This is a genomic window from Coleofasciculus sp. F4-SAH-05, from assembly GCF_040222985.1.
Taxonomy (GTDB): domain Bacteria; phylum Cyanobacteriota; class Cyanobacteriia; order Cyanobacteriales; family Coleofasciculaceae; genus Coleofasciculus; species Coleofasciculus chthonoplastes.
Genome location: NZ_JAVKBY010000267.1, coordinates 23,707 through 36,848, shown reverse-complemented (window position 1 = coordinate 36,848; position 13,142 = coordinate 23,707). Strand labels below are relative to the sequence as shown.

The 13,142-nt window shown below is 47.7% G+C and carries 14 protein-coding genes; 8 read left to right on the top strand and 6 right to left on the bottom strand.

What is annotated here, in order from left to right:
* Positions 1–58: 58 nt before the first annotated feature.
* The gene (rpsF, locus tag RIG27_RS32815; protein WP_446351236.1) at positions 59–388 is read right to left on the bottom strand and encodes a 30S ribosomal protein S6; all 330 of its coding nucleotides are present in this window, start codon (positions 386–388) and stop codon (positions 59–61) included.
* A 470-nt stretch (positions 389–858) separates the two neighbouring features.
* On the opposite strand from rpsF, the gene RIG27_RS32810 reads away from it, so the two are divergent.
* Entirely contained in the window at positions 859–1,650 is a 792-nt protein-coding gene (locus tag RIG27_RS32810) for a fumarylacetoacetate hydrolase family protein (RefSeq protein ID WP_446351235.1), read from the top strand.
* Here RIG27_RS32810 and RIG27_RS32805 read toward each other — a convergent pair.
* From RIG27_RS32805 to RIG27_RS32795, 3 genes are all read right to left on the bottom strand, one after another.
* Positions 1,647–1,802 carry a hypothetical protein gene (locus RIG27_RS32805; protein WP_446351234.1) on the bottom strand — a complete coding sequence of 52 codons (156 nt, stop codon included), beginning with the start codon at positions 1,800–1,802 and terminating at the stop codon, positions 1,647–1,649. The genes RIG27_RS32810 and RIG27_RS32805 overlap by 4 nt on opposite strands.
* Positions 1,799–2,275, bottom strand: a complete 477-nt coding sequence (locus tag RIG27_RS32800) for a Tic20 family protein (protein ID WP_446351233.1) — start codon at positions 2,273–2,275, stop codon at positions 1,799–1,801. Before RIG27_RS32800 ends, RIG27_RS32805 begins: the two co-directional genes overlap by 4 nt.
* A 169-nt stretch (positions 2,276–2,444) precedes the next feature.
* Positions 2,445–2,642, bottom strand: a complete 198-nt coding sequence (locus RIG27_RS32795) for a hypothetical protein (protein ID WP_006102198.1) — start codon at positions 2,640–2,642, stop codon at positions 2,445–2,447.
* Between the two features lie 331 nt (positions 2,643–2,973).
* Between RIG27_RS32795 and glyA the strand changes: the two genes are divergently transcribed.
* From glyA to RIG27_RS32760, 7 genes are all read left to right on the top strand, one after another.
* Complete coding sequence (gene glyA, locus RIG27_RS32790; RefSeq protein ID WP_446351232.1) at positions 2,974–4,257, top strand: serine hydroxymethyltransferase; 1,284 nt, start codon at positions 2,974–2,976, stop codon at positions 4,255–4,257.
* 2 nt (positions 4,258–4,259) lie between these two features.
* Positions 4,260–4,421 carry a hypothetical protein gene (locus RIG27_RS32785; protein ID WP_446351231.1) on the top strand — a complete coding sequence of 54 codons (162 nt, stop codon included), beginning with the start codon at positions 4,260–4,262 and terminating at the stop codon, positions 4,419–4,421.
* A 25-nt stretch (positions 4,422–4,446) separates the two neighbouring features.
* Positions 4,447–5,703: a competence/damage-inducible protein A gene (locus tag RIG27_RS32780; RefSeq protein ID WP_446351230.1), complete on the top strand. Its 1,257-nt coding sequence runs from the start codon at positions 4,447–4,449 to the stop codon at positions 5,701–5,703.
* A gap of 356 nt (positions 5,704–6,059) precedes the next feature.
* Entirely contained in the window at positions 6,060–6,200 is a 141-nt protein-coding gene (locus RIG27_RS32775) for a hypothetical protein (protein WP_446351229.1), read from the top strand.
* A 9-nt stretch (positions 6,201–6,209) separates the two neighbouring features.
* A complete protein-coding gene (gene aroQ / locus RIG27_RS32770; RefSeq protein ID WP_446351228.1) occupies positions 6,210–6,683 on the top strand; it encodes a type II 3-dehydroquinate dehydratase in 474 nt (157 codons plus the stop codon).
* Positions 6,683–7,663, top strand: coding sequence for an ADP-ribosylglycohydrolase family protein (locus RIG27_RS32765; protein ID WP_446351227.1), 981 nt, complete (start codon positions 6,683–6,685; stop codon positions 7,661–7,663). The genes aroQ and RIG27_RS32765 overlap by 1 nt, the downstream gene beginning before the upstream one ends.
* Before the next feature lie 160 nt (positions 7,664–7,823).
* A complete protein-coding gene (locus tag RIG27_RS32760; protein ID WP_446351226.1) occupies positions 7,824–10,322 on the top strand; it encodes an HD family phosphohydrolase in 2,499 nt (832 codons plus the stop codon).
* Positions 10,323–11,046: 724 nt separating this feature from the next.
* Here the strand turns inward: RIG27_RS32760 and RIG27_RS32755 are convergent.
* Positions 11,047–12,129 carry a pentapeptide repeat-containing protein gene (locus tag RIG27_RS32755; protein ID WP_446351225.1) on the bottom strand — a complete coding sequence of 361 codons (1,083 nt, stop codon included), beginning with the start codon at positions 12,127–12,129 and terminating at the stop codon, positions 11,047–11,049.
* Complete coding sequence (locus RIG27_RS32750; RefSeq protein ID WP_446351224.1) at positions 12,119–12,883, bottom strand: hypothetical protein; 765 nt, start codon at positions 12,881–12,883, stop codon at positions 12,119–12,121. The genes RIG27_RS32755 and RIG27_RS32750 overlap by 11 nt, the downstream gene beginning before the upstream one ends.
* Positions 12,884–13,142 lie beyond the last annotated feature (259 nt).

Below are 13,142 nucleotides of genomic sequence, written 5' to 3'. Positions count from 1 at the left end.
CTGGCAACGTCTCTACCATAAGATGCGTCCTAACCGCTATGGCGATTGCTATACCTGGTTAAGCTTCTACCTCAACCGGTTCGGGTTGGGGTTCGGGGGGAAGTTCCTGTTTCAGCGTCAGATAACGAATCACCTCATCTCCATAGCGCATCGCTCGCTGAAGCTGAGCCACATGAGTCGGGGGCGCTTTATAGTTCATTTGGATGTAGACGCCTTCGCGGTGTCTTTCGATGGGATAAGCCAAACGACGCTTACCGCGATGTTGGATTTCAATCTCCTCACCGCCTTGCTCTTGCAGGAGATCTTTATACTTGGTCACCGCTTGGTTAACCTGCTCCTCTGACAAATCAGGACGCAGGATGTACATCATTTCGTAACTATCGCTCACAAATGGTCTTCTCCTTATGGACAATTGGGCTTCTTTTGCTGATTCGAGATAGCCACAGCGTTTGCACCAAGAAGCTATCCCGCTCAAAGAAGCAAGGATAGGAGCAGATTTGACTGCTTTACTCTATGGCAAATCTGGGTTCTTTCCTACCTCTAGGCTTGAGTGCAGACAATCCACCCAGATTATACTCTTGCAATTTTACTATTTTTTGTATGCCTAAATATGCATAGTTCTGTATAGGTTTTTCGGAACGGTCTTATTATAGTCTCGGAATGCCCTCCCGCGACTTAGGCAGCACTTTGTTTTCGTTAACTGCTTGTTTCCTATACTACAGCAGTATAGACTATCCGAAAAATTTTAAAAGCCGTCCGACAAGACAAGGACGCGGCTTGTGACCCATTATTTCCGGTCAATCAAAATCCCATACCAGTAGAATGCTCTCATTCAATTACCCAGGAATCTCTAATATCATGGCGCAGCGCTACGTCCGAATTAAAACGGCTCAAGGGCAAACCTACTATGGCTTGCTGCAACTCAACCGCAGTATCCAAGTTTTAGATGCACCGCCGTGGCTACAGGGTCAACCGACTGATCTGGAGTTGACACCGGATAGTTATACATTGTTGGCTCCCTGTGCGCCATCCAAGATTGTCGCCGTTGGCAAAAATTATATGGATCACGCCGTTGAAATGGGAACACCTGTTCCCCAGGAACCCTTGTTGTTTCTCAAACCACCGACAACCATAACGGCGGCGGATCGAGACATCCAGTTTCCGCCTCAGTCAAAACGGGTGGACTATGAGGGAGAGTTGGCGCTGGTGATTGGTGAACTCTGTGTAGACTGTACGCCCGAACAAGCCCAAGGAAAAATTTGGGGGTACACCATCGCCAACGATGTCACCGCTCGTGACTTACAAAAACAAGACGGTCAATGGACGAGGGCAAAGGGTTTTAATACCTTTTGTCCCCTAGGTCCTTGGATTGTGCGGGAGGTGAGTGCTGGGGCGAAGTTGCAGACGTTTTTAAACGATGCGCCGGAACCGGTACAATCGGCATCCATTGATCAAATGGTATTTGCCCCGGATGTCTTAGTTTCCTATATTTCTCAGATTATGACCCTGCTTCCTGGAGATGTAATCCTTACCGGTACGCCACGAGGGATTGGTCCAATGGAAATCGGCGATCGCGTCCGTGTGGAAATTGAAGGGATTGGTCATTTAGAGAACACCGTTGTTCCCCGTTCTGCACCCGTCACTCTTTAACCTGGGTTAAACGGTTTTTCAATAATCCTCAAACCCTTACATAAACGAATGACGAATGACGAATGACGAATGACCAATGACCAATGACCAATGACCAATGACGAATGACCAATGACCAATGACCAATGACCAATGACGAATAGACCAATCATCGAACTTGGGCGTAAACCGCTTCCGAAAGTGTGGGAATTTCGGCGTAGCGCCCCAGCAATGACTGAACTATCCCATAGCCGCAAGCCGCAAGCGTACCTAAAAAGATCACATTGGATAGGGTTTCGATGAAAAAGTTCGCTCCCAATCCTCGTCCGAGAATGCTCATGGCAAAACTACATAGAACCAGTAGAATATCTAAAAGAATCGCCTGCATCGTATTAAAACGAATAAAGTGGGCAATTCTTTCATTCCTGACAACGGCTAAAAATAAGACAAAGAAAAGAATCAGTCCCGCAAATGGAATTGTTCTTTGAATGAAAATTAAAGGAGAGAGCGGTACAAGAATAATATTTAGGACAGGAAACTGTCTGAGTAGAAAAATACCAAACGGCAGTGCGTACAATAAAGGCAGCAGATAGGGCAGCGCTGCAAAAATTCGCTCTTTAACTGTTGTTGAGCCGCGCCAAGTCATCGTTGCTTCTCCTTTTCGGGTGGTTCAAATCGCTATCTAGCTATTTTCAGGATAACGTAGGTGACCCGTTTCGATGAACGCGGTCATCGCTTGTTATGGGTTTTATGTCAGGATTTATGAATTATTTCCGACTCGGACAATAGTTCAGTTGATTGTCCCAGATGATAAACTATTCAAGGTTAGCGATGCGGAAACCCATTTCGCACTCATATTGCTCCGGTTGATGGGGTGTGAGTTTACGAATGGCATGACCACATCCGAGCTTACCCCGACGCCAACGGGGTTGACCTTTGCTGTCAGCCAGCAAACAGCTTTGACAAACTTGAGTCGGGGACAAAATTTGCTCTTCGGTAAGGATAACTAACATAGAACGCCTCCGGTCAATTCCACTAGAGCGCTGATCCCATCTTAATTTACGTCTATAGCTAGAGGCTCTAAATCAACACAGAGCTTAACTCAACTAGCGTAAATCGCCTTTCTCAGTTTTCTGATCATCTCAACCGCTACACCGTCACAACCATGGCAATAGAATCAGGAAAAATGTACCATTGCTCTCCCAGCTTCCTAACCCCACCCCAACACTTATTCCAGCAGTTAGAGGTGGGTCAGGGTTTGAGCAAAGCAACGGCAACGGGCAATGTGGTAAAACGTTTATGAACCCAACTGCACGGCAATAGCATCGTAAGGGATTGACGGACGTGACTCAAACAAACTTAGATTTTCTCGCCCAAACAGACCCAGAAGTCGCTGAGGGAATCAGCCAAGAACTCCAGCGTCAGCGTGACCATCTGGAACTGATTGCTAGTGAAAACTTTACCTCGCCTGCGGTACTGGCGGCTCAAGGCTCAGTCTTAACCAATAAGTACGCCGAAGGCTTACCCGGAAAGCGCTACTATGGCGGTTGTGAATTCATCGATAAGGTAGAACAGCTTGCCATTGACCGGGCTAAACGGCTCTTTGGTGCAGCTCATGCCAATGTCCAACCCCATTCCGGCGCTCAAGCCAATTTTGCAGTATTCCTGGCGCTGCTCAAGCCGGGAGACAGGATTATGGGGATGGATTTATCCCATGGAGGACACCTCACCCACGGTTCGCCTGTGAATGTGTCGGGGAAGTGGTTTAAGGTTTGTCACTACGGCGTTAACGCTGACACCGAGCAACTGGATTATGATCAGGTGCGCGAACTTGCCATCAAAGAACGCCCCCAGATGCTGATTTGTGGCTATTCAGCTTATCCGCGTATTATCGACTTTGAAAAATTCCGCAGCATTGCGGATGAAGTGGGCGCTTATCTGTTGGCGGATATTGCTCACATCGCGGGGTTAGTGGCGACAGGTCATCATCCCAACCCTATTCCTCATTGTGATGTGGTTACGACCACCACCCATAAAACCCTGCGAGGAACCCGAGGCGGTTTAATTCTCACCCGTGATCTGGAACTAGGGAAAAAGCTGGATAAAGCGGTGTTCCCAGGAACTCAGGGCGGTCCATTAGAACATGCGATCGCGGCGAAAGCTGTGGCGTTTGGTGAAGCGTTACAACCCTCATTCAAAGACTATTCGGCGAATGTGATTGAAAATGCCCAAGCCCTCGCCAGTCAACTGCAAAAACGGGGTCTGAAAATTGTCTCTGGCGGGACGGATAATCATTTAATGCTCGTGGATTTACGCTGTATTTCCATGACTGGGAAACGGGCAGATCAACTGGTGAGTGGTGTGAATATTACCGCGAATAAAAATACGGTTCCCTTTGATCCAGAGTCTCCATTTGTCACCAGTGGCTTACGTCTCGGTTCCCCGGCGATGACGACACGCGGGATGGGAGTCGCTGAATTTATCGAGATTGGTGATATTATTGCCGATCGCTTACTTAATCCAGAGGATGAAACCATCGCCGCTGATTGTCGGCGTCGTGTGGCTCAATTGTGCGATCGCTTCCCCTTATACCCCCATCTCAATATTCCTGTACCTACATTGGTATAAATTTGTCATTCGTCATTCGTCATTTGTCATTCGTCATTCGTCATTTGTCATTCGTCATTTGTCATTCGTCATTTGTCATTCGTCATTCGTCATTCGTCATTTGTAATATAAGGGAGCCTCAAGTCGGCTGTTTGCTATTCTCTATTTTGCCCAAGGACAAATGACCAAGGACAAAGGACAAAGGAACCAATGAGCGCAGAAATCATTTGTGTTGGTACAGAGTTACTACTGGGGGATATTCTGAATACGAATGCCCAGTTTTTAGCCCTCGAACTGGCAAATCTGGGTATTCCTCACTACTATCAAACCGTTGTGGGAGATAATCCCTCTCGGTTAAAGCAAGTCTTGGCAATAGCGTGCGATCGCTCAGCGATTCTGATTTTTACGGGTGGACTTGGACCGACGCCAGATGACTTGACCACGGAAACCTTAGCGGATTTTTTCGGTGTTCCCCTGATTGAGCAATTTGACATCATTGAGGATATTGCTCGCAAATTTGCTGAACGGGGGCGTCAAATGACCCCCAGTAATCGCAAGCAAGCCCTAATTCCGGAAGGGGCGAAGGTTTTACCAAACCCTAAGGGAACTGCACCTGGGATAATCTGGCAACCGCGCCCCGGTTTGACGATTCTTACTTTTCCCGGTGTTCCCAGTGAAATGCAGCGGATGTGGCGAGAAACGGCGGTTCCCTATCTCAAAAGTCAAGGCTGGGGACAGCAAATTATCTACAGTCAAACCTTACGATTCTGGGGGATTGGGGAATCCGCGTTAGCCGAAAAAGTCGCGTCGTTTTTGGACTTAACCAACCCCACCGTCGCCCCCTACGCCTCTCAGGGAGAAGTCCGGTTACGAGTGAGCGCCCGTGCGTCATCTCAAGATGAGGCTATACACCAAATTGACCCCGTTGTCAAGCAATTAAAACAGATTGCCGGAGCAGACTATTTTGGGTCAGACGCAGATACCCTAGCGTCGGTGGTTGGTCAGCAATTGGGGGAGGCTCATCAAACCGTGAGTGTAGCCGAATCTTGTACGGGAGGGGGTGTGGGTAGTTTATTGACAGCAGTTCCCGGAAGTTCTGACTATTTTAATGGTGGGATAATTTCTTATAGCAATGACGTAAAAGTATCCTTACTTGGCGTTAAGTCATCAGATCTGGATAAATGGGGGGCGGTGAGTAAACAGGTTGCCAAGCAAATGGCATTGGGTGTGCGATCGCGGCTGACGACGGATTGGGGTGTGAGTATTACTGGCATTGCTGGACCCGGCGGTGGGAATGAATCTAAGCCAGTGGGGTTGGTGTATATCGGTCTGGCGACGCCAGATGATAGAGTTGAATGTTTTAAATATAACTTGGGTCGCGATCGCGATCGGGCTTCGGTTCGTCATTGGAGTGCCTGTTATGCCCTCGACCAACTGCGACGCCGACTATTGGAGCAATATCATTAGGCTCACATCTAACTTGAGTTATAACTGAAAGTAGGGAAGCTAAAACCGTTGCGATCGCAGGATCGACTTCATATTCCATTTAGGGGATAGCTAGGCTGTGGGGTTGTGTGTTATGCTGAACGTTAAGAAATGCAACAGATGGGTTAAAACGATCCAGACGGTGTATAGGAATAGGAAAACCGCTCAGTTTAATATCAGCGTCATAGTCTTAACTGGGGCAAGGTTTTCACCAAAGCGCCTAATAAACAAAGCGCCCAAGAGTTCCCAAAGTAGTGCTGAAAAAGGCTTCTAGCACTCGTCCTGTTGTTAAGACGGTCAAAAACCTATTAAGTTGTCTCACAGGAGCATTCAGTTTAATGGATTATATAGAAAAGGTGTTGGAAAAACTGAAAGAATGGGCACGCAAGCTGGTTGGAACCCTCTTGGGTCCTGAACCTCAGCCGGAACCAGAACTCATCCCCATTCCGGTGAATAATCCACGCCGTCGTTCTCGATAATTAGTTAACGTGCCGAATGAAGCTCGGAGTTCTTTGAGTCTTCTCGTCCTCCATGGTCCAAACTTGAATCTTCTAGGACTCCGAGAGCCTGGTATTTATGGGTCTGTAACCTTGGCAGAAATTGACCAACTCCTGCAACAGGAGGCAAAGTCATTATCCTGCAAAGTTGTGACGTTACAATCCAACCATGAAGGTGTTTTAGTTGATGCCATACAAGCAGCGAGAACGCAGCATCAGGGGATATTAATTAATGCTGGTGCTTATACTCATACCAGTGTAGCCATACGCGACGCCTTAGCCGCCGTAGCTCTGCCTGTAGTGGAAGTACACTTGAGTAATATCTATCAGCGCGAACCATTTCGACATCACTCATTCATCGCCCCCATAGCTGTCGGTCAGATCAGCGGTTTTGGTGCCGAAAGTTATCGCTTGGGACTCTTAGCTCTCGTCCATACCCTGAAAACAGGGGCAAGAGCAAATTAATGCAGCATTCTCTTCTGTGCCGATTTCAAGGAGCATTACTGGGTAGCTTAATCGGTGAGCTAGTCAGCCATCACCTTGATCAAGGACTTGGTAATCCAGTTGGCAGAGAATCGCTTCAGTTCACCACAAGCCAACCCAAACCGAGTCAGTCCCACCTCTGTATTCCCAAACTCTCCCCTTGGAGTCAAATCGCCACTTGTGGAATCGAGAGTTTAATTGACACAGGCAGGCTGGATATAGACGATTGGCTCATTCGCTGTCGCCAAACCCAACCCTCACTCCTAGAATTGAAAGGGAAAGCACAAAGCAGCAAAGCAGCTGTGGCAACTCTGCCAATGGCGCTTTTTTTTCACGAAAATCAAGAGTGGTTACGGCAACACCTGGTTCAGGCGGCAGCAATTTGGCAACTCGAAACCAACGCCTCGGTTGGGGTGTTGGCAATCGCTACCGCCATGGCTCTGACTCTCACCGAAACCCTTAACCGAACAACCCTGATTCCCCACATCCTGAGATGCTTAGGGACAGAGCCAACCCTCTTAGCCTACCGATTACAACAGATCCAAACCCTCATAGAAGCAGGTGCAGATTTAGAAACCACCACGAGGAAGGTGCGCCGTCTACCAGCAAATTTAGGTAATAGGGGGGATGCATCAGATATGGCGATCGCTTTAAGCTTTTATTGTTTCCTCTATACACCCGAAGATTTTCGTCTCTGTGTCATCCGTGCCGTTCGTAGTGGTTACCACAACCCAATAACGGCGGCTTTGACAGGGGCATTAGCGGGTGTTTATAACGGTATCAACGGTATTCCAGTAAGCTGGCGAGTTGCTGCCCTAAAAATTCCGGTCTTCAAAGAGAGGCAAAAATTAACAGACCAATTACTAGCGGTTTGGCTAGGGGTTTACGATCAAAAACAAATCAATGGTCGGTACAAACAAGCAGCCGTTGCTGCACCGAATATCATTCAACGTCGTTTATAAGTTATAGATAGGTGGGTAAGCCATGTTTTGTCAGCTAAAAAGAGCTAAACTCAAACATGACAGCCGACTAACTCAAACCCAATAAACTAACCGCAAATCCCCACCTGTCTGCCTCGCGGTTTCACCGCCACCGCTCACCTAAACAGGCAACTCTTCTGCTATGAAAACGCTCCACTCGTTGACGCAACAGCTAAACCACCTGCGGCAAAAATCTGAGCAATTTCGTACCATCCTTCCATTCATTGGGTCTGATGGTCATCTTTCCCCTGAGAAAAAAAAGCCAGGTCATCCGTTAAAACAAACCCTTCCCTTCCTGGGGAGAAAAGGCAATTCACCACCATCAGCAAAGCGGCAAGGACGTTCACCCGTCATGTTTGTCTTAGCCGTCGTTTCTCTCACCAGCGTGATGGGAAACCGTTTTTACAATCAACCAACCCTCGATGTTGGTAGGGACGCCCCCTATACCATCCGCGCTCGCTTTGACGCCAGTGTTGAGGACACAAAAACCACAGAAGAAAAACGCAAAGAGGCTCAGACGGGTTCGTTCCCCGTTTTAATGCTTGACAAATCTTTGACCCAAGAGATTGATCAAAACCTACAACAATCATTGGACAAAATAGACCAATGGCGAGAAATGAGTGGTTCGTTTCCGTTTGTGCCAACCTCCGTCTTGTCCGCCGCCACCCAGCAGTATCTGCGCCATAGTGAAGCCTGGGAATGGCAAGCTATTGTTGCTTTCGTCGAAGATAATGCTCCGGTCAACCCCTTTGAGCCTGGAGTGGTTATCCCGAACCGAGAGAAAAAACCGTTGACTCGGGAGTTTATCCAAGCGGTAAGCGAATTGCAAAGTTACCGTCAATTAGCGTCTTCCCCAGCATTCTCTGAGTTGATGCAGACAGCCAGTAAAGCCCGTCAGGGTTACCAAAAGGCAGTGGCTCAACTGTCATCAAGTGTAACCCCGGAATCAACTCCTGCCTACGATGCATCCGTCCTCGATCTGCCGGATTCCGCTTGGCAGAAAACTCGACAGGGAATTCAGGATGCCACTCGCCACATTCTGACCCAAGGAATTCCGCCGGGATTGCCCTCGGATCTATTAGACAATGCGGTAGCGGTGCAGGTGAGTACGCTGATTCCGGCTGAGGCACAACCCTTAGCCCTGGAACTGCTGACCTCTAACTTAAAGCCCAATCTAATTGAAGATACAGAACAAACCAAACGCCGGGCAGAACAAGCTGCTCGATCGGTAGATCCGGTGATGGTGACGGCTCAAGCAGGAGAAGTCATTGTCGAAGCGGGCGAGGAAATTACCCAGGCGGATTTTGTTCTGCTGGATTACTATGGCTTGAGTCGTCGCGAAATTAACTGGATTGGGCTGATTGGATTTGGCGGTTTTGTTACTGGGGGAGTTGGTATTTTTTGGTTGGTCGAACGTCAAGTTCATCCCCCCCTGCGGCGACGCGACCATATTTTGGTGCTGCTGTTGAGTTTAAGTACACCCATCTTGGCACTATTGGGGGGGCAATATAATAGCCTGCCCGCGATTGGGTTGTTAGTGGGGAGTTTCTATGGGTCAAGCTTGGGTGCGACTGTGGTGACACTGTTGACTGGCTTGGTGACGTTTAGCATGGAGGTGAGCTGGGAATTTTTAATCGCGGGTGGTACCGGGGGTTTGGTGGGGGCGTTAGTTGCCGGACGGATGCGATCGCGGGAGGAATTGGCGTTGTTAGGCGGTATCGTGGGATTGACCCAGGGCAGCGTTCATCTCGTCCTGAATCTGATTATGAGTGCCAGTGCTGGCACAATTTGGTACGCGGTGCTACCGGGTGCGGCTCTCTACGGGGTATCGGGGTTAGCCTGGAGTATTGTGGCATTGGGACTCTCTCCTTATCTAGAACGCTTGTTTGATTTGGTGACGCCAATTCGGTTAGCGGAGTTGTCCAATCCGAACCGTTCATTGCTCAAACGGTTAGCCACCGAAGCGCCAGGAACATTCCAACATACCTTGTTTGTTGCCTCGTTAGCCGAAGCCGCCGCCCGTGAACTTCACTGTAATGTGGAACTGGTGAGGGCAGGTACTTTGTATCACGATATTGGCAAAATGCATGATCCGTTGGGATTTATTGAAAATCAAATGGGCGGTCCGAATAAACATGATCAAATTAACAACCCCCGTAAGAGTGCCGAGATTATTAAAAAGCATGTCTCTGAAGGGTTGGTCATGGCTCGCAAACATCAGTTACCGAAAGCGATTCGGGATTTTATTCCCGAACACCAAGGGAAACTGCTGATTTCCTATTTTTACTTTCAAGCCAAACAACGCGCTCAGGAAAAGGGAGAAGATTCGGTCAAAGAAGCAGACTTTCGCTATGATGGACCGATTCCCCAGTCGCGAGAAACTGGGATTGTCATGTTAGCCGATGCCTGTGAAGCGGCGCTGCGATCGCTTAAGGATGTTACCCCAGATACGGCTTTAATCACGGTTAAGAAAATCCTCAAAGCCCGATGGGAAGATAACCAGTTAGTTGATTCAGGGTTAACCAAAGAAGAATTATTGACTACGGCGGCAGTCTTTGTCAAAGTTTGGCAACAGTGCAATCACCAGCGGATTGCTTATCCAAAAGCGGCTCTGAGTTGTCAACCCTCTTCTCCAGTTTGAGCGACTACATCGGATTTTCTGCCCCGATATCAGATTTATAGATGAACCGGAAACCCGATAATAAAACTTACCCGATTTTTAACCGCGATCGCACTGACTAGTTGTTGGCAGATTTTTCGATTTTACCTATTAATCAGGCTCTTGTCATTAGCCCCCTGCATCATGGATGGCTATAATTGATTTACCTCATACGCATAAAACGTTTTTTTTGTCAAATTAACCCCAGAGCGAGTTGATTAAATTTGGTCATTAAGTACGTTTGTAGTATTTAATAATTTGCGCTTTTAGCTAGGAAAATAGACGTATTTTTAAGGCGTTGAGGCGTTTTACTTTTAAACTAGCTACAATAACAACACAATACAGGATTCATTTTTTTGATACTACAACCAAACCCAACGTAAAGTCAAGCTTTTCCAGGACTGTCCAGCTTCAGCCCTAAATCCGATTATCTTGATAAATTTAAAACTCAACGGATAAATCGAAAAGGTTTAGTTATGTGACAACAGATCCACCGATGAAGGTTCAACCGGATAGGATTATATCCCGACTATATTGCTTCGATGATTTAAATCCCGTAGTCATTGACTTTTTTTGTTGTTTAAGGTATTTTTTTACCATGGGAAAATGTGCGCTCCTATAGACCCTCTAGTACAGTAGGGATAATGGGGACTTCCCAGTAACTTCGCGATCGCACAACCTGGAAAAAAGAGTACCTCGCATCCAGTTACCGAGACGCCAACGCCGCCACGCGATCGCGCTTCACCTGGAGCAAGATAGCACCGCGCCGTTTTAACACCCGCTTCATCTCCTCAGACAATCCCGGATTGCTAGCAAACTCAGCATTTTCCACATTTGCCCCTCTCAAATCTGCCTGATTCAAGTTGGCTCGACTCAGATTCGCGCCGCCGAGTTCAGCAATGCTCAAATTAGCGCCAATTAAGTTTGCATTGCCTAAGTTCGCCAGATAAAGGTTCGCCAAACTCAGATCAGCCAAACTCAAATCTGCTCCTTGTAAGTCAGCCCCAGTGAGATTCGTGCGAATCAAATCTGCGCCCCGTAAGTTGGCGCGAATTAGGTGAGCATGGCTCGCATTGGCGCGAATTAGAGTTGCCTGATTTAAATCGCTGAGGCTAAAATCCGTATTCCGTAGCTGAGTATTCCGCAATTTTGCACGATTGAGTTTCGCTTGACTCAAATCCGATTCACTCAGATTCGCGCCGTCGAGATCAGCACCTTGCAGATTAGCCTCTCCCAAATAAGCACGAATAATCGAAGCCTGCTTCAAGTTAGCCTCTCTCAGGTCAGTATTCCCCAAATTTGCCCCTCTAAGTTTAGCGTCACTCAAGTTAGCGGCATAAAGACGAGCTTGGTAGAGATGAGCGCCTCTCAAATCAACCATTGTCAGATTGGCATAGTTTAAGGTTGTCCCCTCTAAATTAGCATCAGTGAGGTTCGCCCCCTCTAAATTTGCCTGAGTTAGATCCGCATTCGACAACACCGCACCCCGTAGATTAGCCTGTCTCAAATCCGCCCCACACAGATTAGCCTGAATCAAATCCGCCCCACGCAAATCCGCCCCACACAGCTTCGCCTTCATCAGGTTAGCGCCATGCAAATCAGTACCTCTAAGATTGGCTTTCACCAAATTAGCACCTCTCAGATTCGTATCTCTGAGATTAGACTCGGCGAAATCTCGTGCCAAATTCAGACCCACCATTGCCGCCAGTTGAGCTAAATTTTCAGTTTCCGCCGCGACAACGTTCTGAATTAGGGCTTGGAGTTGGCTAAAAAAACGTTCATCCATCATAGTGCAACTCAACTCGACTGAGATAGGGCTTACATTTACGTTCCAACAACTGCTGAATAATTAGTCTGTCTAGCACCGCCTGTTTATTGCGACTAATCTCTGGACTCCACAATCGGTCAACATGGGTCAAACAAATATCTCGCCGTGATACTTCAAATGTGGCGTCTAGGTGACAGGGAAGGGCAGAGACATTCAATGTGCCGAGTTTGACCTGGTTCAGCCAGCCATTTAAAACGGGCTCTCCCCGTTCTTCTTCAAAAATCCAGGCGGGGTTTTCTTCTGTGACTTTCGTGGTAATGTGACAAATCGAATGATAATCGGTTTGACGCTTCTGTAATTGTGGTTCGGTTGCTCCATTCTCCTGCGAATCAAAGGTTAGCATATCAAACTCAGGTGAAGTGCGATCGCGAATTGGACGATTGGTTTGGGAATCCATCTCAACCGTTGGCACAACCAATTCCATCGAACCCATAATCCGAGACTCATAAGGAATCTCACCCCCCTCTACCCTCAGTCTTAATGCTCCCCCTTTGAGTCCAAATTGAATCCGCCCTTGAGGTAAAGACTCCCACTGCTGGCTAAACCTGAGTGTTAAATACAGGTCAATTTGGGGATTGTGAAACGGTTGCAGAAACTCCAGATAGTCAGGATGTTCTACGGGTTGTACCGGAATCCCTGCCAATGTCATGTACAGACAATCAGCACAGTTGTTTTCCGGTTCGGGCTGGGATAGAGGAGAAATCGAGGAAGGCATTGCCGAACACCAACTGAGTAGGGGTTCATCTATAACCGTACATGACCTAGGACTCAGTTTTTTGCCCGCGTAACATTAGGTAACTAAATCCTGGTTGAAAATGCGCCATAACCGTAGGGTGGGTTAGGCGGGACTTTAATTGAGGCGATAACCATTCAATGAACTCTCCGCCGTAACCCACCGCTCCGTGATTCGGCATTTAAAGCTTAAAACCTTAATGTTAATAATGAGGAAATCATTGTAGTGCCAGCATCTTGCT

Bases quoted from the DNA above. Each gene is read 5' to 3' on its own strand.
- RIG27_RS32810 (WP_446351235.1), top strand. From the start codon at position 859: ATGGCGCAGCGCTACGTCCGAATTAAAACGGCTCAAGGGCAAACCTAC.
- RIG27_RS32805 (WP_446351234.1), bottom strand. From the start codon at position 1,802: ATGATTGGTCTATTCGTCATTGGTCATTGGTCATTGGTCATTGGTCAT.
- RIG27_RS32800 (WP_446351233.1), bottom strand. From the start codon at position 2,275: ATGACTTGGCGCGGCTCAACAACAGTTAAAGAGCGAATTTTTGCAGCG.
- RIG27_RS32795 (WP_006102198.1), bottom strand. From the start codon at position 2,642: ATGTTAGTTATCCTTACCGAAGAGCAAATTTTGTCCCCGACTCAAGTT.
- RIG27_RS32780 (WP_446351230.1), top strand. From the start codon at position 4,447: ATGAGCGCAGAAATCATTTGTGTTGGTACAGAGTTACTACTGGGGGAT.
- RIG27_RS32775 (WP_446351229.1), top strand. From the start codon at position 6,060: ATGGATTATATAGAAAAGGTGTTGGAAAAACTGAAAGAATGGGCACGC.
- RIG27_RS32765 (WP_446351227.1), top strand. From the start codon at position 6,683: ATGCAGCATTCTCTTCTGTGCCGATTTCAAGGAGCATTACTGGGTAGC.
- RIG27_RS32760 (WP_446351226.1), top strand. From the start codon at position 7,824: ATGAAAACGCTCCACTCGTTGACGCAACAGCTAAACCACCTGCGGCAA.
- RIG27_RS32755 (WP_446351225.1), bottom strand. From the start codon at position 12,129: ATGATGGATGAACGTTTTTTTAGCCAACTCCAAGCCCTAATTCAGAAC.
- RIG27_RS32750 (WP_446351224.1), bottom strand. From the start codon at position 12,883: ATGCCTTCCTCGATTTCTCCTCTATCCCAGCCCGAACCGGAAAACAAC.